Origin of the sequence: Variovorax multivorans (assembly GCF_051216835.1) — a bacterium.
Lineage (GTDB): Bacteria > Pseudomonadota > Gammaproteobacteria > Burkholderiales > Burkholderiaceae_C > Variovorax.
In genome coordinates, this window is the sequence record NZ_JBPJZL010000002.1 from 644,916 (window position 1) to 665,041 (window position 20,126).

Below are 20,126 nucleotides of genomic sequence, written 5' to 3' on the forward strand. Positions count from 1 at the left end.
GTTTAGGCGCTGCGGCCCGGGCGGGCTCAGGCGGGGGGCTCTTCGGGGTGAGCACCTGGCTCGACGACGCCCGCCAGCTCCAGCTGCATCACGATGATGTTCACCAGCATGGCGATCGACGGGCGACCGGTATCGACCACGTCATGGGCTGTTTCCCGATAGAACGGGTCGCGCGCATCGTGCAGTTCGCGCAGCCGACCCAGCGGGTCGGCCACCTGCAGCAGGGGGCGCTTGACGTCGTGGCGCAGGCGCCGAAACAGGTCTTCGGGGGAGGAGCGCAGGTAGATCACGTGGAAGTGATCGCGCAACTGGGTGCGGTTGGCCTCCCGCAGCACCGCGCCGCCTCCAGTCGCCAGAACGCCATGGGCGTTGGCAGCCAGGTCGGCGATCACGGTCTGCTCGATGTCTCGAAAGGCTACTTCGCCCTCTCGCTCGAAGTAATCGCGGATCGAGCAGCCTATGCGCTGCTCGATCACGTGATCGGTGTCGATGAACGGAAGGTCCAGCCGCATCCCCAGGCGCCGGCCCACTGCGGATTTTCCGGCGCCGGGCAAGCCGACGAGTGCGACCGCCACGCGGTGGCTGCTACGCCCGCGCGTCAGCGCGCGGCGTTGCGGTCGGTAATCATCTTCGGGGTGATAAAGACGAGCATTTCGGTCTTGTTGGCAACGCGTTCGCGCTTGCGGAACAGTGCCCCCAGGTAGGGCACTTCACCCAGCACCGGCACGCGCGATTCGTCATTGGTTTCGGTGAGCTCGAAGATACCACCGATGACGACCGTGCCGCCGTTCTCCACCAGCACCTCGGTCTGCACGTGCTTGGTGTTGATCGCCGGGCCCGCCGAGGTATTCACGCCGCGGGCGTCCTTGCTTACGTCCAGCGTCAGGATGATGTTGCCCTCCGGCGTGATCTGCGGCGTGACTTCGAGCTTCAGCACCGCCTTGCGGAACGAGATCGAGGTAGCGCCGCTGGACGTGGCCTGCTGGTACGGGATTTCTTCACCCTGCTCGATCAGCGCCTTGGTCTGGTCGGCTGTGATGACGCGTGGGCTGGACACCAGCTTGCCCTTGCCGTCGGCTTCGAGCGCCGAGATTTCGAGGTTCAGCATGCGCGAGAAGCTCGAATTGAAGAGCGAGATCGCGAAGGTACCTGCCGCGTTACCTGTGCCGCCCGCATCGCCTGCCGGGAGGTTGATGAAGTTGGAATTAGTCCAAGTGGTGGTGGCAGTGCTGGCGCCACCGTTGGTGCCCGCCGTGACGACGGGCATCACGCCAACGTTGCCATAGGCCCGATTCCCAGCGGACGAGGCAAAGCGCTCGCCCGAGATACCGCCGCCCAGCCGCACACCGAGCGACTTGCCGAAGGTATCGGACGCTTCAACGATCCGGGCTTCGATCAGCACCTGGCGAACCGGGATGTCCAGCTTCTGGATCAGGTCGGTGATCTGGGCCAGGCGCGACGGGATATCCGACACGAAGAGCTGGTTGGTGCGCGACTCTGCGATGACGCTGCCGCGGGGACTCAGGATTCGCGTCGTCGTACCTCCACCGCCACCGCCACCGCCACCCGATGCAGCGCTCGTCCCAGTCAGCCCCTGAGCAATGGCAATCGCTTTGGTGTAGTTAAGCTGGAACGATTGGGTCCGCAGTGGCTCCAGGTTCTCGATCGCGGCCTTGGCCTCGAATTCGAGCTTTTCCTTCGCGTTGATTTCATCCTTGGGCGCGATCCACAGCACGCTGCCGTTCTTGCGCATGCCCAGATTCTTCGCCTGCATGATGATGTCGAGCGCCTGGTCCCAGGGCACGTCCTTCAGTCGCAGAGTCAGCGCGCCGCTCACCGAGTCCGAGGTCACGATGTTGAAGTTCGTGAAGTCGGCAATCACCTGCAGCAGCGAACGGATTTCAATGTTCTGGAAGTTCAGCGACAGCTTTTCGCCGTTGTAGCCGACGCCTTGCGTCAGCTTGGTCGGATCGACCTTGCGGGCGCGGACTTCGACCACGAACTGGTTCTCGCTCTGGTAGGCGCTGTGCTCCCAGTCGCCCTTGGCTTCGATCGTCATGCGGACGCGGTCGCCCGATTGCTGCGAAGTGATCAGCTGGACCGGCGTTCCGAAGTCGGCCACGTCGAGGCGGCGGCGCAGCCCCTCGGGCAACGTCGACTTGGTGAACTCCACGACGAGGTTCTTGCCCTGCTGCTTGACGTCGACACCAACCTGGTTGTTCGGAAGATCGACGATGACGCGGCCCGTGCTGTCGGCGCCAAGGCGGAAATCGACGTCGCGCAACGGCAGCATGTCCCGGTTGCGGTTTTCCGCGAAAGTCGTGGCGGCAGACGTGACAAGCGCGGAGCCAGCCACCGGCTCGAGGATGACCAGCAGCGACTTGCCCTGGATCTCGGCCTTGTACGCAGTCGCCTGCTTCAGGTTCAACACCACCCGGCTGCGCTCACCAGCCTGGACCACGTTCACCGAACGCAGGTTGCCCTGGTTCACTTCGATGGCGGAGCGGCCGATGGCATTCGTGACACCCGGAAAATCGAGCGCAATGCGAGCCGGCGTTTGCACGGCAAACCCGGCGGGCACCGCGGTGAGCGGCTGCGCGAGGTCGATGCGGATCACTTCCGCACCGGACTGGGTCGAGCTGGTCACGGCCTCGATGGCGTTTTGCGCATGGGCCACGGCCAATGCACCGAAGGCCAGCAGACCCAGGCCGGCAGCGCGCAGCCACTGTGCCATCGTTGATTTGTTTTGGTTCATTTCGCACTCTCTTGCAGCTGCAGCGTCGCGACGCGTTCGATCCATTCACCGGCGGCGTCTTGCACGATTTCACGCAAGGCGACTTCGGTTTCGTTGATACGGGTAATGCGCCCGTAGTTGAGTCCCAGGTATTCGCCGACGCGCACCTTGTAGAGCAGCTTGTCGACACGGACCAGCGCCACCGGCTGGCCGTTGCGGTTCATGCTGCCGACCATCGCCATCGAGTCGAGCGGGAAGGCTTCGAGCGCCTCCTTGCGGCGCGCCAGTTCGGGCGCGATCAGCTCCGACGTGCTCGGCTGGTTCGACTCGCGGCGCAGCGCCTGCGTCAGTTTCAGGATGTTGAAAGGCTCGAACGACGAGGCTTCGGTATAGGCCTGCGGCGTGAACTTCTTGGGCTCCGAAATGGGTGGCACCGAGGGCTTCACCTGGGCGCGCTGTTCGGCCATCCAGCTTTGCAGGTCGTCCTGGCCCGAGTCGCAGGCACTCAGCCCCAGCGCGGCCATCGTGAGCCACAGTACTTTGGCGGCGATTTTCATTTCTTCGCCTTCGGCGCAGCGGCGCGCTTCTGCGCGGCCCGCTCGTCATCATCGAGGTAGCGGAAGGTGCGTGCGGTGGTGTCCATCGTCAGCACGTCCTTGTCCTTTTGCGGAGTGACGGTGATGTTGTTCAACGTCACGATGCGCGACAGGCCGGCAACGTCGGCTACAAAGGCGCCCATGTCGTGGTAGCGCCCCGTCACGCGAACGGCGATCGGCAGCTCGGCATAGTAGTCCTTGACCGACACCGTGCCAGGACGGAACAACTCGAACTGAAGGCTGCGGCCAAGGCCTGCCTGGTTGATGTCCGACAGCAGAGCGTCCATTTCAGCCTTGCTGGGCAATTGCTTCTCGAGCAGGGTCACGTACTGCTGGACCTGTTCGCGCTGCTTCTTCAGCAGTTCGAGGTTGGCCGCCTGGGCCACCTTCTTCTGGTAGTCGGCCTTGAGCGCGACTTCCTTGGAACGCTCGCTTTCGAGTTCGTCGTTTGAATTGGTCAGCCAGACGAACCACAGGGCAACCAGTACCAGCGCGGTGACCGCCAGGCAGAGCGCGTACCGGGGCACCGGCGGCCACATCGACGGATCGTTCGGGTTGAGCCCGCGGAACTGTTCGCCGAAACGCTGCAACGCAGCGCCGACATCTATTTTTTGGGAGGGGCGATTGCTTGCCATGATCGGTTACCCCTTGGATTGCGCCGTTGCGGCCAAGGCCTTTTCGGCGGCGGCCTTTTGAGCATCGGTGGGGCGTTTCAGGCCAATGCGCATCGTGAAGTTCGCCACGCGGCGTTGGTCCCGCTGAGTCAGGTTCACGTTTGCCGAAGTGATTTCAACCAGCTCCGGCTTCACAAGCCAAGGGCTGTTGTTGCCAAGGTTGCGCAGCAGTTCCGAGACACGCTCGTTCGACTGGGCCATGCCCTGAAGCGTGACCGTCTGGTTGTCCTGCTTCATGCTGGTCAGATAGACACCGTCGGGCAGTTGCCGGACCAGTTCGTTGAGCAGGTGCACAGGCAGATTGCGGTCGCCCTGCAAGTCTTCGACGGCCTGCTGGCGCGCGCGCAGCGCCGCGATTTCTTCCTGCAATGTCGAGATTTCCTTGATCTCGACCTCGAGCTTCTTGATTTCGGCCGAGAGGAAGCTGTTCTTTGATCGCTGCCCTGCGATCTGGGCCTCGAACCAGAGGTAGCCCAGGCCGGCGATCAGAAGACCCAGCACCGCTGCGGCGCCCAAGGTGCCAAAGAAAGCCTCGCGCCGCCGCTTGCGTGCAGCTTCGCGGTGCGGAAGCAGATTGATGAGGATCACTGCAGGAACCTCCGCATGGCCAACCCGCAAGAGGTCAGATAGGACGGCGCCTCACGGCGAACCTTCTTCTCGCGAATGTTCGAGCTGAAGTCCATGCCGTCGAAGGGATTCAGGAGCGAGCAGGCAAACGAAGTCTGTCGCGTCACGGCGTTGGTCAGGCCCGGCAGCGATGCCGATCCACCCGCCAGCAGCACGTAGTCGACACGGTTGTGCGGCGTACTTGTAAAGAAGAACTGGAGCGCACGCGCGATTTCCTGCGCGATGCTTTCCACGAAAGGCTTGAGCACACCGGAACCGTAGTCGTCGGGCAGGTCGCCGCTGCGCTTCTTGGCTTCGGCTTCTTCAGCGGAAAAACCGTACTGGCGCACGATCAGTTGCGTGAGCTGGGCGCCGCCGAATGCCTGGTCGCGGTCGTACAGCACTTCCTGGTTGCGCAGCACCTGCATGCTGGTGGTGAAGGCACCCACTTCGAAGAGCGCCACGATCGAATCCACACCCTTGCCGGGCAACTGCTCGATCAGGCGGGCGGTTGCCAGGCGCGATGCATAGGACTCGACGTCGAGGATCATCGCCTTCAGGCCGGCGGCTTCTGCCAAGCCTTCGCGATCCTGGACCTTTTCCTTGCGGGACGCGGCAATCAGCACTTCCACGTCGCCAGCGGACGTGGCACTCGGCCCCGTGACGCAGAAGTCGAGACTGACTTCGTCCAGCGAGAACGGGATGTACTGGTTGGCTTCGGACTCGACTTGAATCTCGAGCTCCTGCTCGCTCATGCCGCCCGGAAGAATGATCTTCTTGGTGATCACGGCCGATGGCGGCAGTGCAAGCGCCACATTGCGCGTGCGCGTGCCGCTCTTGCGGACGACGCGCCGGACGGCTTCCGCCACCTCGTCGAACTTTTCGACGTTGCCGTCAGTGATCCAGCCACGTTCCAGGGGCTCGATGGCACAGCGTTCCAGAACCAGCTTGCCGCTGGCCTCACGGCCGAGCTCGACCAGCTTGACGCTGGACGAACTGACATCCAGCCCAAGCAGGGGAGCGTTCTGACGACGAAACAATGATCCAAGAGCAGCCAAGTTAGGTCCCTCTCCCCCTGTATTTGTAACCAATAGAAAAATGTGCGTTCGGTTGCATGCTAGCAGCAGGCGTAGCGGCAACCAAGCAGCGCCGGGGGGCAAAACCCTGAAGCGTTGTCAAAACCTGACGTCAAATCCGCATTTTGTAACTTTTGAATTATGGCGATGCAAGGGCAGCAAAGATCGGATCGTGAAAAGAGGACGGCTTTTTATAATGTCCGGTGACTCTCCGGCCCCTCATGCAAGAAACTTCAAGCCCCAAAGGGCCAGCCAAGACCCCTCCCCCCAAGCGCCCGACCTGGCTGAAATGGCTGTTGCGCTTTTTCTTCTGGGGCTTCGGCATTGCCGCGGCCGGTGTGCTGGCGGTACTTTGCGTGGTGGCGGTGGCTCTTGCCGTCGCGTATCCGAACCTGCCGGACATCAGCGAGCTCTCCGACTACCGGCCCAAACTGCCGCTGCGGGTGTTCTCGGCCGAAGGCATCCTGATCGGTGAATTCGGCGAGGAGCGCCGTAATCTCACCCCGATCTCGGCCATTCCGAAGGTCGTGAAAGACGCCGTGCTCGCGGCCGAAGATGCACGCTTCTACGACCACGGCGGCGTCGACTACAAGGGCATGGTGCGCGCGGGCCTGGCCAACATGAATCGCGTGAAAAGCCAAGGCGCATCGACCATCACGATGCAGGTGGCACGCAACGTCTACCTGAGCTCGGAGAAGACGCTCACCCGCAAGATCTACGAGGTGCTGCTGACCTTCAAGCTGGAGCACCTGCTCACCAAGGACCAGATCTTCGAGATCTACTTGAACCAGATCTACCTCGGCAACCGCGCCTACGGCTTCGCCGCCGCCTCCGAAGCGTATTTCGGCAAGCCGTTGCAAGAGCTCACGATCGCACAGGCCGCCATGCTGGCCGGCCTGCCGAAGGCGCCGGGTGCGAACAACCCGGTCAACAACCCACAGCGTGCACGCGGCCGCCAGTTCTACGTAATCGACCGCATGCAGGAAGCCGGCTTCATCACCGCCGAACAGGCCGCCGAAGCCAAGAAGGAAGAACTGCACCTGCGCGATGCCGCCGACCCGAACCGCCTGCACGCCGAATACGTCGCGGAAACCGTGCGCCAGCTGATGTACGCCCAGTACGGCGACAGCACCTATACGCGCGGCCTGAAGGTCTACACCTCGCTGGTCGCGGCCGACCAGGCTGCAGCCTACAAGGCACTGCGCAAGGGCATCATGGACTACGAGCGCCGCCAGATCTATCGCGGCCCCGAGAAGTTCGTCGATCTGCCGAACGACGCCAAGGAACTCGACGAGGCGGTGGACGACGCACTCAGCGACCACCCCGACAACGGCGACGTGATGGCAGCGGTCGTGCTCAAGGCCACGGCCAAGCAGATCGACGCCGTGCGCGGCAACGGCGACCCCGTGCAGATCACCGGCGACGGCCTCAAGCCCGCGCAGTCCGGCCTCTCCGACAAGGCTCCGCCCAACATCAAGATCCGCCGCGGCGCGGTCATCCGTGTGGTGAAGACGCTCAAGAACACCTGGGAAATCACGCAACTGCCCGAGGTGGAAGGCGCTTTCGTCGCCATGGATCCGCGCGACGGTGCCATCAAGGCGCTGGTCGGCGGCTTCGATTTCGGCAAGAACAAGTTCAACCACGTGACGCAGGCCTGGCGCCAGCCGGGTTCGAGCTTCAAGCCATTCATCTATTCCGCGGCGCTTGAAAAGGGCTTCACCCCGGCCACTGTCATCAACGACGGCCCCCTCTTCTTCGACGCCGGCACCACCGGCGGCCAGCCCTGGGAGCCGAAGAACTACGGCGGCGGCTACGACGGTCCGATGTCGATGCGCACCGCGCTGATGAAGTCGAAGAACCTCGTGTCGATCCGCATCCTGCAGTCCATCGGCACGCGCTACGCGCAGGAGTGGATCACCAATTTCGGCTTCGACAAGGACAAGCATCCGGCCTATCTGCCGATGGCGCTCGGCGCAGGCTCGGTCACGCCGATGCAGATGGCGGTGGGCTATTCGGTGTTCGCCAACGGCGGCTACCGCGTCAATCCGTATCTCGTGACCCGCATCACCGACCACAAGGACAAGGTGCTGGTCGACAAGCAACCGCCGCTGCTCAACGAGTCGCTGCGCGCCATTCCCCAGCGCAATGCCTTCATCATGGACACGCTGCTGAATTCCGTGGCCCGCGCCGGCACCGCTGCCAAGGCGCAAGCCATGCTCAAGCGCCCCGACCTGTACGGCAAGACCGGCACCACCAACGACTCGCTGGATGCCTGGTTCGCGGGCTTCCAGCCGACCATGACGGCCATCTCGTGGATCGGCTACGACACACCGCGCAACCTGGGCGACCGCGAAACCGGCGGCGGCCTGAGCCTGCCGATCTGGATCACCTACATGGAAACCGCCATCAAGGGCGTGCCGGTGACTGAGCTATCGGCCAATCCGCCTTCAGGCATCGTGAGCGTCGGCGGCGAGTGGTACTACGACGACTACGCGCCGGGACGCGGCGTGGCAAGCCTGGGTGTGGAGTCCACGCCTGCGGCGCCAGCGGAAGCCCTGACCGGCGCCCCAGTGAGCCCGCCGGCCCCGCCCGAGGAGCGCAATCGCATCCTCGATCTTTTCCGCAACTGACGGCGAAGACGAAGAATCAGGCGGCCGCGAATGCCAGCGGCTGACCTGCCTGCATGGTCGCCTCGCGCGACAGGTTGCCGAAGAATTCCTCCCCGGTCTTGGTATCGACCCAGACTTGGCCGTCATGGCGATAGTGGTAGCCGCCGGAGCGCGCGGCAAGCCAGATTTCCTGCAGGGGCTTTTGCAGATTCACGATCAACTGGCTGCCGTTGGGGAACGAAATCGTGATCATCCCGCCCACCCTCTGGTTGTCTATGTCGGCGTCGGTTGCCTCGTTGATACGGTCGCAGCCTTGCTCGATGGCGGCGAGCGCGGCTTCGGCGCGGTCCATGTACTCGGTGTCGGTCATTACAATTTCGCTATGTTGAACGTTCGCCAAATTCTAGTGAGCACCCGCGCCCGCGCTGCGCTCATGGTCTGCCTCGTCGCAGGCGCTGCCGGTCTGGTTGCTTGCGGACAGCGCGGTGCGCTGTACCTGCCGACCGATCCTGCCGCCGCCGGACGAGCCACGTTGCCGCAGTTGATGACGCCCGAAAGCTTGCGGTCATCGTCCTCCAGCGAGGCGGCGCCCGCACCAGCGGCTGCCGCAAGTGCACCGGCCGCTGCTGCCAGCGCACCGGCCAGCAACAGCACGGAACCGCGCAAGTGAGCTCCGGTATCACATCCCCCGCCCTCCCCGGCCAGCCGCACATTGCCGAGCGCGACGGCGCGCTGCACGTCGAAGGCGTTGCGCTCGACGCACTGGCCCGCGAGCATGGCACCCCTCTTTTCGTCTACTCGAAGCAGTGGATGCTGGACGCCCTGGCGGCCTACCAGCGTGGCTTCGAAGGTCGCGATGCGCTGATTTGCTATGCGATGAAGGCCAATTCGTCGCTCGGCGTGCTGCGCGTTTTCGCGGAGGCAGGCTGCGGCTTCGACATCGTCTCGGGCGGTGAACTGGCTCGCGTGCTGGCCGTCGGCGCCGATCCGAAGAAGATCATCTTCTCCGGCGTCGGCAAGACGCGCGCGGAAATGCGCGAGGCCCTCGCCGCCGGCATCGCCTGCTTCAACGTCGAGAGCGAAGCCGAGCTCGACGTTCTCAACGAAGTGGCGGTGGCCGAAGGCAAGCGCGCGCCCATCAGCATTCGCATCAATCCGAACGTCGACCCGAAGACGCATCCGTACATCTCCACCGGCCTCAAAGGCAACAAGTTCGGTATCGCGCACGACCGCGCGGTCGAGGCCTACCGGCATGCCGCAAGGCTGCCGGGCCTGGAAGTGGTCGGCATCGACTGCCACATCGGCTCGCAGATCACCGAAGCCTCGCCCTACCTCGACGCCTGCGATCGCGTGCTCGACCTGGTCGAGGCAATCGAGGCGGCCGGCGTGCCGATCCATCACCTGGACTTCGGCGGTGGCCTGGGCATCGACTACAACGGCGAAGTCCCGCCCAAGGCCGATGCGCTGTGGCAGCAGTTGCTCGCCAAGCTCGACGCGCGCGGCTTCGGCCAGCGCAAGCTGGTGATCGAGCCCGGCCGCTCGCTGGTCGGCAATGCTGGCGTGTGCGTGACCGAGGTGCTCTACACCAAGCCGGGCGAGGACAAGAACTTCTGCATCGTCGACGCGGCCATGAACGACCTGCCGCGCCCCGCGATGTACCAGGCCTTCCAGCGTATCGTGCCGGTGCGCACGCGCGCCGGCGACGCACCGACCTACGATGTGGTTGGCCCAGTCTGCGAAAGCGGCGACTGGATCGGCCGCGACCGCGCGCTCAACGTGGTGGCGGGCGACCTCCTGGCGGTGCTGTCGGCGGGCGCGTACTGCATGAGCATGTCCAGCAACTACAACACGCGCGGCCGTGCCGCCGAGGTGCTGGTGAGTGGTGCCAGCGCCAGGCTGATCCGCCGTCGCGAGACGATGGAAGACCAGCTGCGCAGCGAGATCGACGGCTGATTACTGCCGTCAGTTGGTGCGCAGCGGCTTCTCGCTGTTGCGCACCGCGCCTGCTGCCCCTGCTGCCGGCTTCGCCCTGCGCTTGCTCGCAAAATTCCACACGCGCCACGCCAGCAGCACCCCGATGATCGCAACGTAGATGAACACTTCGGCGAAGTTGTTCTTGCCCGCGCGCATCCAGAAGAAGTGCAGCAAGCCCAGGCCCGCGATCACGTAGACCAGCTTGTGCAGCATCTGCCAACGCCTGGCACCCATCGCCTTGATCGCGCGATTGAACGACGTGGCCGCCAGCGGCGTCAGCAGCACGAAGGCCGAGAAGCCCACCAGGATGAACGGCCGCTTCGCGATGTCCTTGGCGATGTCGCCCCACTCGAAGCCCATGTCGAACCAGCTGTAGCACAGCAGGTGCAGCACCACGTAGAAGTAGGCGAACAGGCCCAGCATGCGCCGATAGCGCGCAAGCGCGTTCCATTTGCTGATGACGCGCAGCGGCGTCACCGCCAGCACGATGCAGATGAAGCGCAGCGTCCAGTCGCCCGTGGCGCGGATCAGGAACTCGGCGGGGTTGGCGCCGAGTCCGTCCGTGAACGCGCCGTAGGCCAGCCGTGCGAACGGCAGCAGGCACAGCAAAAAGATGACCGGCTTGGTCGCCGGGTGCATGAGCAGCTTGTTCATGGAGCGATGGCCGGGTGCAGAAGCGGGCTCAGAAGTTTTTCTTCAGGTCCATGCCCGCATAGAGCTGGCCGACCTGGGCTTCATAGCCGTTGAACATCTCGGTCTTGCGCCGCTTGGCGAACAGGCCGCCGCCGTCGCCGATGCGGCGCTCGGTGGCCTGGCTCCAGCGCGGGTGATCGACGTTCGGGTTCACGTTCGAATAGAAGCCGTACTCGTTGGCCGCAGCCTTGTTCCAGGCGGTGCTCGGCTCCTTCTCGACAAAGCGGATCTTCACGATCGACTTGGCCGACTTGAAGCCGTACTTCCACGGCACCACCAGGCGCACCGGCGCGCCGTTCTGGTTGGGCAGCACCTCGCCGTACATGCCAAAGGCAAGCAGCGTGAGCGGATGCATCGCCTCGTCCATGCGCAGGCCTTCGGTGTAGGGCCAGTCGAGCACGCGCGAGCCCACGAAGGGCATGGTCTTGGGGTCGGCCAGCGTCACGAACTCGATGAACTTGGCATTGCCCTGCGGCTCGACCTTCTTGATCAGCTCGGCCAGCGAATAGCCGACCCACGGAATGACCATCGACCAGCCTTCGACACAGCGCAGGCGGTAGATGCGCTCTTCCTGCGCGCTGAGCTTGAGCAGGTCTTCGATGCCGTACTTGCCCGGCTTCTTGACCAGCCCTTCGATCTCCACTGTCCACGGCCGCGTCTTCAGCGTTCCGGCGTTCTTGGCCGGATCGGCCTTGTCGGTGCCGAACTCGTAGTAGTTGTTGTAGGTCGATGCGTCCTTGTAGTCGGTGAGCTTTTCCATCGACATGGCGCCCGGCACCGTCGACTTGGCGCCCGGCAGCGGCGCGAGCTTGTTGGGGCGCTCGGCCTGTGCCCAGGCTTCGCGCGAGGCAAAACCGGCCAGCGCCGCCCCTGCCGCGCCACCAGCCATGAGCTTCAGCATGTCGCGCCGGCTTTCGTAGGCGGCGCGCGGCGTGATCTCGCTCGACAGCGGGTGGATGAAGCCGTTGTCGCCTTGGCTGCTGCTGTTGCGACGGATCGGGCGGGAATGGAACGACATGACAGGCCTTTCGCGTGAATCGTTGTGCTCAGGGTAGTTCGTGACCAACCCTGATTTGGTTACGCGCCGTCGCGGCGCGCGGTTTCAATTCTTCGCGAAAGACCGCAAGCTTGCGTCTACAGCGTGCCGTAGCTGTGCAACCCGCTCAGGAACATGTTCACGCCAAGGAAGGCGAAAGTGGTGACCGCCAGCCCGCCCAGTGCCCACCAGGCGGCCACGGTGCCGCGCAGGCCCTTCACGAGCCGCATGTGCAGCCAGGCCGCATAGTTGAGCCAGACGATCAGCGCCCAGGTTTCCTTCGGGTCCCAGCTCCAGTAGCCGCCCCAGGCGTCGGCAGCCCACAGGGCGCCCAGCACGGTGGCGATGGTGAAGAAGGCGAAGCCGACGGTGATCGACTTGTACATGACGTCGTCGAGCACGTCGTTGGCCGGCAGGCGCGCCGCGATGCGCTTGCGCCCGAGCAGGATGCCCGCCGCAATCAGCGCCGAGATGCCCGCATAGACCACCCAGTAGCTGCCGCCGGCTTCCTGCACGCGCTGGCGGAATGCCACCGGCACGAAGCACAGCGCTACGCCCAGCAGCCAGATCGGCGTGAGCTTGTACCAGCGAGTCTCGTTGGCCTGCTCCTTGATGAGATAGGCGAAGGCGACCATGGCCGACAGCGCGAAGGTGCCGTAGCCGATGAAGTTGGCCGGCACGTGCAGCTTCATCCACCAACTCTGCAGCGCAGGCACCAGCGGCTGGATTTCATGCGCCTCGCGCACGATCGTGTACCAGAGCAGGAAGCCGACCGCCGCGCTCACCACCAGCATCACGAAGGCGCCGAGCGCACGCGTGTTGTAGCGCTCTTCGAAGTAGAGGTAGAACGCAGCCGTCAGCCAGCAGAACAGCACGAACACTTCGTACAGATTGCTGACCGGGATGTGGCCGATGTCCGGGCCGAGCAGGTGGCTTTCGTACCAGCGCACCATGGTGCCGATCAGCGCCATCGTGACCGCAGCCCAGGTCAGGCGCGAGCCGATCATGTCGAAGGTGTCCGACTGCTTGCCGCCGAAGAAGCCGAGCCAGTAGAACAGCGTGCCCATGAAGAACAGCATGCTCATCCAGAGGATGGCCGACTGGCTCGACAAAAAGTACTTGAGCCAGAACACCGTGTCGGCGCGCGCCAGGTCGCCCTGGTACGAGGCAATGGCCAGCAGCGACGCCGCGGCCACCACGATAGCCAGCACGCGCAGCGGCCGCCAGAACCAGCCGATGGAGATCATCGCGATCACCGCGGCAATGAGGATCGGCTTCTCGTAGTAGTCCATCGACCCCGCATAGCGCGCGAACGCGAACAGGCCGCCGGCCAGCACCAGCGCCGCGAACACCCAGTCGAACAGGTTGCGGCGCGAGAGCCAGCTTTCATTGAGCGTGAGGGTCGTGGTGTTCATGGTGTCTCGGGTTCTGTCTTGTTCAGGGCGAGCAACTTGCGTTTGAGGTGCTCGAATTCGCGGTCGCTGTCCATGGTCTTGCGATTGACCGAGAACGCCATCGTGGCGGCTGTCTCCAATTTGTCGCCGTCTGTCCCATTGCCATCGGGCGTCAGCCACACCCAGAGGCGCCGCTCACGCACGTACAGCATGGCAAAAATCCCGACGATCAGCAACAGACAGCCCAGATAGACGACGTTCTTGCCAGGGGCGCGCGCCACCTGGAACACGCTGGCCTGCACCTGGGTGAAGTCGGTCATCATCATCGCGACCGGGGCCGGGTAGAAGTGCGCGTCGCTGATGGCCAGCACGGCCTGGGTCAGGTAGGCCTGCGACTTCTCGTCGTTCGGCAGCGCGGCCAGGCCGGCGCCTTCGCGGCTCAAATTGAGCACTTCGAACAGCACATCGTTCAGGATGCGCACCAGCACGCCGCCGGCGCGCTCGCGCTCGGCCTCGGGCACGTTGACTTCCATGAACTCTGCAATCGCCTGCCAGCCGCCTACGGTGGTGGCGTCGGCCTTGGCACGCTCGCTGCCCGAGAACAGCGCCAGCGCGCGCGCGGCCGACACGCGCAGCTGCTCGGCCATTTCGGGGCGCTTGGGGTCGGTCGCCTTGGCGATGTAGCGCTCGATGGCGCGCGCGCGGGTGTCGGCGTCGCCGAGTGCGGCGCGCATGCGCACGAAACCATCCATCGAGCCCTGCTCGTCGGCCGGCACGCGCAGGTAGCGGAACGGGTCTTCGGGCTTCTCGCGCATGCCGAGCAGGAACACCGGCTGGCCGTCGCCGGTGTCGACCGGCACCATGTAGTTTTGATACTCGCGCGCCTGGCCGGCGGCATCGCGTAGCTTGTAGCCGATGCTCGGGCCGATGTTGCGCAGCACCTTCGGCTTGTTGGTCTTGTTGGCGGCGCCCAGGCGCGATTCGATGTCGTGGCGCAGGTCGACCTTGCGCACGTCGGCGCCGCTGCCCATGACGCCGGCGTCGGCGAAGTTCTCGACGTTGATCACGCGCAGCGCGGCGTATTCGAGCGTGAGCTTGTCCTTGCCGTTGGTGATCTCGGTGCTCGGGCCGCCGATGATGCCTTCCACTTCGAAAGACTTGGCAGCGGCCGCCATCGGCACCGCCTTGAGCTTCACCTTGGAGCCGCCATCATCGAAGCTCGACTGGTAGATCTCCACGCCCTTGTAGCTGGCCGGGTGGTTCACCTCGATGCGCGCGGGCACCTGCTCGCCAGTCTCGCGGTCGTGCAGCACCACCTCGCTTGCAAACAGCTTGGGCATGCCGGTCGAGTAGTAGTCGACGATGAACTTCTTCAGCTCGATGGAGAACGGCAGCTCCTGCAGCAGCACGCCGTCGGACTGGTTCAGGATGGCCACACTGCCCTGCCCGCCTTCAGGCACGAGGATGTTGCCGCGGAAGGTCGGGTTGCTGGCGGACAGGCGGTGCTCCGGCGCCACGTCAGCGATCATGCCGCCGCCGGTGAACACGCTCTTGCCGTTGAACCAGGTCTGCGCGCGCACCACGAGATCGCCGTCGAGCAGGCCGCCGATGCACACCAGCACGATCGCGCTGTGGGCCGCGATGTAGCCGAGCTTGTGGGCGCCGCCGGCACGCGCCGCGACCATCCAGCCCGCGGAAGTCGGTCGGCTGCCGTCGACAGCCTCGCGCTGCTGCAGCTTGACCTTCCAGCCGCCGCTCACCAGCAGTTGCCCGATGCGGTTGGCCGCCGCTTCGGGCGTTTCACCGAGCCGGTTCTCTGCGCGCTGGCCGAAGGCCTTCAGGCTCTGCGCACGGATGTCTTCCTTGAAGGTCTTGAGGTCGACCAGGATGCGCGGCGTGTTGCGCGCAATGCACAGCGTGGTGCTGATCACGAGGAACAGCAGGATCAGCAGGAACCACCAGGCGCTGTAGATCGAGTCGAGCCGCGCCGCGCGGAACAGCTCGGCCCAGAACGGCCCGAACTGGTTGATGTAGTTGTTGATCGGCTCGTGCTGTTTGAGCACGGTGCCGATGATCGATGCGATGCAGATGATGGTGAGCAGCGCGATCGCGAAGCGCATCGACGAAAACAGCTCCACCGCAGCACGAAGCATGTGCGGGCCGCGATGAACGCGAAGGCCATGGGTGGAGACGGACATCGGGCGAAGGTAAGGGAAGAAGGGAAAAAAGCAAAAAGGCGGGCCATCCTGCTGGATCGGCCCGCCCTTTGTTTGGGGTTGTTGTCGGCGGTTAGTTCACGCTCTGGAGCGCATCGTCATCAGCGCAAGCCGGCAATGTAGTCCGCCACGGCGGCAATTTCGCGGTCGTTGAGCTTGGCAGCGACGCCGGTCATGGGGCCGCTGTTGGTACGCACCGGGGTGCCGTCGCCACGGAAGGCCTTGAGCTGGGCCACGGTGTAGTCGGCGTTCTGGCCGCCCAGGCGCGGGTATTGAGCGGGCAAGCCGGCGCCGTTGGGGCTGTGGCAGCCGGCGCAGGCGGGGATGGAGCGCTCACCGATACCGCCGCGGTAGATCTTCTCGCCCAAGGCCACGGTGTCCTTGCTCTTCGAGAAGCCGGTCTTGACCTTCTTCGAAGCCACGAACCAGGCGATGTCGCGCATGTCCTGGTCACTGAGGTTCGCAGCCATGGGACTCATGACGCTGTTCTTGCGCTTGCCGGACTTGAAGTCTTCCAGCTGCTTGAGGATGTATTCGGGATGCTGTTGTGCCAGCTTGGGATTGGCCGCGATGGTCGAGTTGCCGTCGGCGTTGTGGCACGAGGCGCAGCTCTGCACTGTTGGAGTGCTCGCATTGAACAGCGTGTCCCCCTTGGCGGGGTCCGGCTTGGCCGGTTTTGCAGGCGCCGCGGCCGGAGCAGCCGCGTGTTCATCGGCTGCAAAACTCGCGCTGGATGCGATGCCCACGAGGGCTGCAAGCAGAATATTGGCAAACAACTTCATATCGGGGGCTTCGAATTTATGGCGCAAAACCTCACGATTCTACAATGTGGGTCTTGTTTCGAAAGTCCGTAGATGCCCTCCCCGCGCGCCAAGCCCGCTGCCTATCCTCCCCGCGCGGCCCCCGCCGCGGACCCCCAGGTCGCTGAACGCGAGCGCGTTGCGCTCGGCTGGCTGCACACCGCCCACTTCCTCACCAGCGCCCCCCAGCTGGAGCATCTGCCCCCCGTCGACCTGCCCGAGATCGCCTTCGTCGGCCGCTCCAACGCCGGCAAGTCGACCGCCATAAACACACTCACGCAGCAGACGCGCCTGGCCTTCGCCTCCAAGACACCCGGCCGCACGCAGCACATCAACCTGTTCGGCATCGGCAAGCAGAAGGTCGACGACGCGGTGCTGGCCGACCTGCCCGGCTACGGCTATGCGGCCGTGCCGCGCGAGGCCAAGCTGCGCTGGCAGCGCGTGATGGGCAACTACCTGATGACGCGCGAAAGCCTGCGCGGCGTGGTGCTGATGTGCGACCCGCGCCACGGCCTGACTGAGCTCGACGAGATCCTGCTCGACGTGATCCGCCCGCGCGTGGAGCAGGGCCTCAAGTTCCTTGTGCTGCTGACCAAGTCCGACAAGCTCACTCGCAGCGAAGCCGCCAAGGTGCTGTCCATTACGCGACTGAACGCCGGCGGCGGCGAGGTGAAACTGTTCTCGGCTTTGAAGAAGCAGGGCGTTGGCGAAGCAGCCGAACTGCTGTGGCGCTGGGTGCATCCGGATGGGGCTGCCGCACCGGCAACGGCACCGGAGCCACCGGCTGAGCCAGAAGAGGCCTGACCACAAAACAGGCTGTACCGACCGTCCCATCTGCGCAGTTCACTATCAAAACAATAGCGACAGTCAACCCAAGGAGACAAGAAGCATGATCGAGACCTTCCAACGCAGCCTGCCCAACGGCACCACCCTGAGCTGCCGCGCCGCCGGCAAGCCGGGCCAGCCGCTGATGGTGTTCCTCCACGGCTTCCCCGAGGCCGCGTTCATCTGGGACGAACTGCTCGAATACTTCGCAGACCCCGCCCATGGCGGCTACCGCTGCGTGGCGCCCAACCTGCGCGGCTTCGAAAAGTCGAGCGCGCCGACGGAAGTAGCGGCCTACAAGGCTCACCTGCTGATCCAGGACATCCAGCAGCTCGTCGCGACCGAAAGCGCCGACGGCACGATGGCCGCGCTGGTGGCCCACGACTGGGGCGGCGCCTTTGCCTGGGGCTATGCCAACGCATTCCCGCAGCAGGTCGGCAAGCTGGTCATCATCAATTCGCCGCACCCAGGCACCTTCACCCGCGAACTGCGCAACAGCCCGGAGCAGCAGCAAGCGAGCGCCTACATGAACTTCCTCGCGCGCCCCGACGCCGAGGGGCTGCTCGCGGCCGACGACTTCAAGCGCATGTGGCCCTTCTTCCTGCTGATGAAGGCCGGCCCCGACGGCTTCGGCTGGCTCACCGAAGAGGTGAAGCAGAAGTACCGCGAGGTCTGGGGCGCGGGCCTCACGGGCGCTTGCAACCTCTACCGCGTGACGCCGATGAAGCCGCCGCTCCCGGGCCAGACCATCGACGGCATTCCCGTGCTGCCACGCGAACGGCTCACGGTGGACGTGCCGACCTTCGTGTTCTGGGCGCTCGACGACGCTGCGCTGCTGCCCGGCCTGCTCGAAGGGCTGGAAGACTACGTGCCGAAGCTCGAAGTGAAGAAGGTGCCGAACGCGACCCACTGGATCGTGCACGAGCAGCCGCAGCTGGTTGCCCGCGAGATCGAGGGCTTCCTGCAGCGCAATCAGTAAATCGGCGGCTCGCCCTCCGGGCGGGTCTTGAACCGGCGATGCACCCAGTAGTACTGGGCAGGCATCGTGTCGATGTAGCCCTGCAGCCGCGTGTTCATGAGCGTCGTGTCGGCCTCGACGTCGTCGGTCGGGAAGTTCTGCCAGGTCGGCAGGATCTCGATCTCGTAGCCCCCGGGCGTGAGCTTCGACACCACCGGCACAACCTTGGCCTTGCCCAGCCGCGCGAATCGCGACAGCGAGGGCACGGTGGCCGCCTGCACGCCGTAGAACGGCACAAAAATGGTCTGGTCACGCCCGAAGTCCATGTCGGGCAGCAGGTACAGCAGGCCGCCCTTGCGCAGGCCCTGCAGCACCGGCTTGATGCCGTCCACCCGGTTGAGCGCCGCCACGTCGCCGAAGCGGGTGCGGCCTTCGCGGATCCAGGCGTCGACCATCGGGTCACGCTGGGTCGTGTAGATGGTGGCCGAAGGGCGCGCCGTGTGCATGGTCAGCGCGGTGGCCGCGGCGTCGAGGCCATAGAAATGCGGTGCGAACAGGATCATTGGCTCATCGCCGTCGGCGATCTCGCGGATCTCCGAAGCGGCCCCGACCACCTTGAGCCGGCTCGACACCACCTTTTCGGGCGCATGCCATAGCCAGCTGCGGTCCAGCCAGGACTGCGCCACGTAGACGAAGGTCTGGCGCGCGATGGCGCGCCGCTCGGCCTCCGATTTCTCGGGGAAGCAGACCGCCAGGTTGGTGTCGACCACGCGCCGCCGCGGCACGGCGACGGTGTGGAGGATGCGGCCGAGGAACGCGCCGAAGCCGCGCACGAGCGGCAACGGCAGCGGCGCGATCACGCGCATGAAGCCGATGCCGAGTCGGGAACCGAGGCTCATGCGGCCTCCCCGGCAGCGGCGGCCACGCGCTCGGCGCGCGGCTCCTTGTAGCGGGCGTAGTCCCAGACGTACTGGCCCGGCAGGCTGTGGATCAGCCGGCCGATGGCGTCGTTCATGGCAGCCGACGCGTCCTCGATGGAAGCCGACGGGTCGGTCAGCGCCGTGCCGACGATGGGTTCGAAGCGGATCACGTAGCCCGCGCCATTCGGCAGGCGCTCGCACACGCTGAGGAAGCAGGCCGCGCCGGTCTGTTGCGCAAGGCGGGGAAGCAGGGTCATGGTGTAGGCCGGACGCCCCAGGAACGGCGCCCACACGCCCTGCCCCAGCGGCGGCACCTGGTCGGGCAGGATGCCGGTGTAGCCCCCGCCGCGCAGCGTGCGGATCAGGCCGCGCACGCCGCTGTTGTTGGTGGGCAGCGTCTGCAGGCCGGGCCGATCGCGCGAACCGGCGGCGATCAGGTCAGCCATCCACTTCTTGCGCGCGGGGCGAAACAGCGCCGTGATCGGCCCATAGGCCGCGAGAAAGCGCTCGCCGATGGCCTGGCCGCACATCTCCCAGCTGCCGAGGTGCGGCGCGACCAGGATCACGCCCTTTTTGGCCTGCATGGCCGCCTCGAAGGCCTCGACGCCCTCCCAGCGCACCACCCGGTGCAGCACGGTCTGGCCCTGCGGGCGCAGCCAGAGCCAGGGGAGCTCGGAAGCCATCTTGCCGGCGGCGGCAATGGCGGGACGGTACTGGTCGGGGACGAAGCCCGCGCTCTCGGCGTTGGCCTTGAAGCGGCGGCGATAGTCCGGCGCGCTCCACCAGACCAGCCAGCCCAGCATGGCGCCGAGTCGATGCATCAACGGCATCGGCACGCGGGCAAGCAGGCGGAACAGGGTGATCATTGAAAACGGGAGGGAGGGGGTCAAAAAACGGACGCGCGCGCATGGTATTGCGCGGCTCGAATAGAATGCAAATTGTCGCCGAGTTACGGAACAACTTGCAGGGCGACAAACACAAGCGCGAAGCGATTGTGCCCCGGCCGATTCATCGG

The 20,126-nt window shown here is 64.9% G+C and carries 19 protein-coding genes; 5 read left to right on the plus strand and 14 right to left on the minus strand.

Annotation, left to right across the window (positions count from 1 at the left end; all coding sequences use genetic code 11):
* Positions 1–26: 26 nt before the first annotated feature.
* From ACSFCA_RS06630 to ACSFCA_RS06655, 6 genes are read right to left on the minus strand one after another with little or no spacing between them, the layout of a single operon-like run.
* Positions 27–575 (minus strand): shikimate kinase, encoded by a 549-nt coding sequence (locus ACSFCA_RS06630; protein ID WP_258350980.1) that lies wholly within the window; start codon positions 573–575, stop codon positions 27–29.
* Between the two features lie 23 nt (positions 576–598).
* Positions 599–2,755 (minus strand): type IV pilus secretin PilQ, encoded by a 2,157-nt coding sequence (locus ACSFCA_RS06635; RefSeq protein ID WP_435459010.1) that lies wholly within the window; start codon positions 2,753–2,755, stop codon positions 599–601.
* Complete coding sequence (locus ACSFCA_RS06640; protein ID WP_435459011.1) at positions 2,752–3,291, minus strand: pilus assembly protein PilP; 540 nt, start codon at positions 3,289–3,291, stop codon at positions 2,752–2,754. The genes ACSFCA_RS06635 and ACSFCA_RS06640 overlap by 4 nt, the downstream gene beginning before the upstream one ends.
* Positions 3,288–3,965, minus strand: coding sequence for a type IV pilus inner membrane component PilO (locus tag ACSFCA_RS06645; RefSeq protein WP_093048539.1), 678 nt, complete (start codon positions 3,963–3,965; stop codon positions 3,288–3,290). The genes ACSFCA_RS06640 and ACSFCA_RS06645 overlap by 4 nt, the downstream gene beginning before the upstream one ends.
* A gap of 6 nt (positions 3,966–3,971) precedes the next feature.
* A complete protein-coding gene (locus ACSFCA_RS06650; protein WP_435459012.1) occupies positions 3,972–4,592 on the minus strand; it encodes a PilN domain-containing protein in 621 nt (206 codons plus the stop codon).
* Positions 4,589–5,668, minus strand: a complete 1,080-nt coding sequence (locus tag ACSFCA_RS06655) for a pilus assembly protein PilM (protein ID WP_258350983.1) — start codon at positions 5,666–5,668, stop codon at positions 4,589–4,591. Before ACSFCA_RS06655 ends, ACSFCA_RS06650 begins: the two co-directional genes overlap by 4 nt.
* A 239-nt stretch (positions 5,669–5,907) precedes the next feature.
* Between ACSFCA_RS06655 and ACSFCA_RS06660 the strand changes: the two genes are divergently transcribed.
* Complete coding sequence (locus tag ACSFCA_RS06660; protein WP_435459013.1) at positions 5,908–8,316, plus strand: penicillin-binding protein 1A; 2,409 nt, start codon at positions 5,908–5,910, stop codon at positions 8,314–8,316.
* 16 nt (positions 8,317–8,332) lie between these two features.
* Here ACSFCA_RS06660 and cyaY read toward each other — a convergent pair whose 3' ends face one another.
* Positions 8,333–8,665: an iron donor protein CyaY gene (gene cyaY / locus ACSFCA_RS06665; protein WP_435459014.1), complete on the minus strand. Its 333-nt coding sequence runs from the start codon at positions 8,663–8,665 to the stop codon at positions 8,333–8,335.
* A gap of 36 nt (positions 8,666–8,701) precedes the next feature.
* Here cyaY and lptM point away from each other — a divergent pair, with 36 nt between their 5' ends.
* Together lptM and lysA are read left to right on the plus strand one after the other, a co-directional pair.
* Positions 8,702–8,965, plus strand: coding sequence for an LPS translocon maturation chaperone LptM (gene lptM / locus ACSFCA_RS06670; protein ID WP_435459015.1), 264 nt, complete (start codon positions 8,702–8,704; stop codon positions 8,963–8,965).
* Complete coding sequence (lysA, locus tag ACSFCA_RS06675) at positions 8,962–10,248, plus strand: diaminopimelate decarboxylase (protein ID WP_435459016.1); 1,287 nt, start codon at positions 8,962–8,964, stop codon at positions 10,246–10,248. The genes lptM and lysA overlap by 4 nt, the downstream gene beginning before the upstream one ends.
* A gap of 9 nt (positions 10,249–10,257) precedes the next feature.
* Here the strand turns inward: lysA and ACSFCA_RS06680 are convergent, their stop codons facing one another.
* The 5 genes from ACSFCA_RS06680 to ACSFCA_RS06700 all read right to left on the minus strand — a co-directional run bounded on the left by ACSFCA_RS06680 (position 10,258) and on the right by ACSFCA_RS06700 (position 16,390).
* The gene (locus ACSFCA_RS06680; RefSeq protein ID WP_258350988.1) at positions 10,258–10,923 is read right to left on the minus strand and encodes a protein-methionine-sulfoxide reductase heme-binding subunit MsrQ; all 666 of its coding nucleotides are present in this window, start codon (positions 10,921–10,923) and stop codon (positions 10,258–10,260) included.
* Positions 10,924–10,951: 28 nt separating this feature from the next.
* Positions 10,952–11,980, minus strand: coding sequence for a protein-methionine-sulfoxide reductase catalytic subunit MsrP (msrP, locus tag ACSFCA_RS06685; protein ID WP_435459017.1), 1,029 nt, complete (start codon positions 11,978–11,980; stop codon positions 10,952–10,954).
* A gap of 116 nt (positions 11,981–12,096) precedes the next feature.
* Complete coding sequence (gene ccsB, locus ACSFCA_RS06690; protein ID WP_258350990.1) at positions 12,097–13,413, minus strand: c-type cytochrome biogenesis protein CcsB; 1,317 nt, start codon at positions 13,411–13,413, stop codon at positions 12,097–12,099.
* Entirely contained in the window at positions 13,410–15,590 is a 2,181-nt protein-coding gene (locus ACSFCA_RS06695; protein ID WP_435459018.1) for a cytochrome c biogenesis protein ResB, read from the minus strand. Before ACSFCA_RS06695 ends, ccsB begins: the two co-directional genes overlap by 4 nt.
* A gap of 119 nt (positions 15,591–15,709) precedes the next feature.
* Entirely contained in the window at positions 15,710–16,390 is a 681-nt protein-coding gene (locus ACSFCA_RS06700; protein ID WP_093075895.1) for a c-type cytochrome, read from the minus strand.
* A gap of 72 nt (positions 16,391–16,462) precedes the next feature.
* On the opposite strand from ACSFCA_RS06700, the gene yihA reads away from it, so the two are divergent.
* A complete protein-coding gene (gene yihA / locus ACSFCA_RS06705; protein WP_435459019.1) occupies positions 16,463–17,212 on the plus strand; it encodes a ribosome biogenesis GTP-binding protein YihA/YsxC in 750 nt (249 codons plus the stop codon).
* A gap of 85 nt (positions 17,213–17,297) precedes the next feature.
* Positions 17,298–18,212 carry an alpha/beta fold hydrolase gene (locus tag ACSFCA_RS06710; RefSeq protein WP_258350993.1) on the plus strand — a complete coding sequence of 305 codons (915 nt, stop codon included), beginning with the start codon at positions 17,298–17,300 and terminating at the stop codon, positions 18,210–18,212.
* Here the strand turns inward: ACSFCA_RS06710 and ACSFCA_RS06715 are convergent.
* Complete coding sequence (locus ACSFCA_RS06715; RefSeq protein ID WP_258350994.1) at positions 18,206–19,090, minus strand: LpxL/LpxP family acyltransferase; 885 nt, start codon at positions 19,088–19,090, stop codon at positions 18,206–18,208. The two genes, ACSFCA_RS06710 and ACSFCA_RS06715, sit on opposite strands and share 7 nt — an antisense overlap.
* Positions 19,087–19,977: a lysophospholipid acyltransferase family protein gene (locus ACSFCA_RS06720; protein WP_435459020.1), complete on the minus strand. Its 891-nt coding sequence runs from the start codon at positions 19,975–19,977 to the stop codon at positions 19,087–19,089. The genes ACSFCA_RS06715 and ACSFCA_RS06720 overlap by 4 nt, the downstream gene beginning before the upstream one ends.
* Positions 19,978–20,126 lie beyond the last annotated feature (149 nt).

Coding starts and splice junctions, on each gene's coding strand:
- ACSFCA_RS06635 (WP_435459010.1), bottom strand. CDS start 2,755: ATGAACCAAAACAAATCAACGATGGCACAGTGGCTGCGCGCTGCCGGC.
- ACSFCA_RS06640 (WP_435459011.1), bottom strand. CDS start 3,291: ATGAAAATCGCCGCCAAAGTACTGTGGCTCACGATGGCCGCGCTGGGG.
- ACSFCA_RS06645 (WP_093048539.1), bottom strand. CDS start 3,965: ATGGCAAGCAATCGCCCCTCCCAAAAAATAGATGTCGGCGCTGCGTTG.
- ACSFCA_RS06660 (WP_435459013.1), top strand. CDS start 5,908: ATGCAAGAAACTTCAAGCCCCAAAGGGCCAGCCAAGACCCCTCCCCCC.
- cyaY (WP_435459014.1), bottom strand. CDS start 8,665: ATGACCGACACCGAGTACATGGACCGCGCCGAAGCCGCGCTCGCCGCC.
- ACSFCA_RS06680 (WP_258350988.1), bottom strand. CDS start 10,923: ATGAACAAGCTGCTCATGCACCCGGCGACCAAGCCGGTCATCTTTTTG.
- msrP (WP_435459017.1), bottom strand. CDS start 11,980: ATGTCGTTCCATTCCCGCCCGATCCGTCGCAACAGCAGCAGCCAAGGC.
- ccsB (WP_258350990.1), bottom strand. CDS start 13,413: ATGAACACCACGACCCTCACGCTCAATGAAAGCTGGCTCTCGCGCCGC.
- ACSFCA_RS06695 (WP_435459018.1), bottom strand. CDS start 15,590: ATGTCCGTCTCCACCCATGGCCTTCGCGTTCATCGCGGCCCGCACATG.
- ACSFCA_RS06700 (WP_093075895.1), bottom strand. CDS start 16,390: ATGAAGTTGTTTGCCAATATTCTGCTTGCAGCCCTCGTGGGCATCGCA.
- yihA (WP_435459019.1), top strand. CDS start 16,463: ATGCCCTCCCCGCGCGCCAAGCCCGCTGCCTATCCTCCCCGCGCGGCC.
- ACSFCA_RS06710 (WP_258350993.1), top strand. CDS start 17,298: ATGATCGAGACCTTCCAACGCAGCCTGCCCAACGGCACCACCCTGAGC.
- ACSFCA_RS06715 (WP_258350994.1), bottom strand. CDS start 19,090: ATGAGCCTCGGTTCCCGACTCGGCATCGGCTTCATGCGCGTGATCGCG.
- ACSFCA_RS06720 (WP_435459020.1), bottom strand. CDS start 19,977: ATGATCACCCTGTTCCGCCTGCTTGCCCGCGTGCCGATGCCGTTGATG.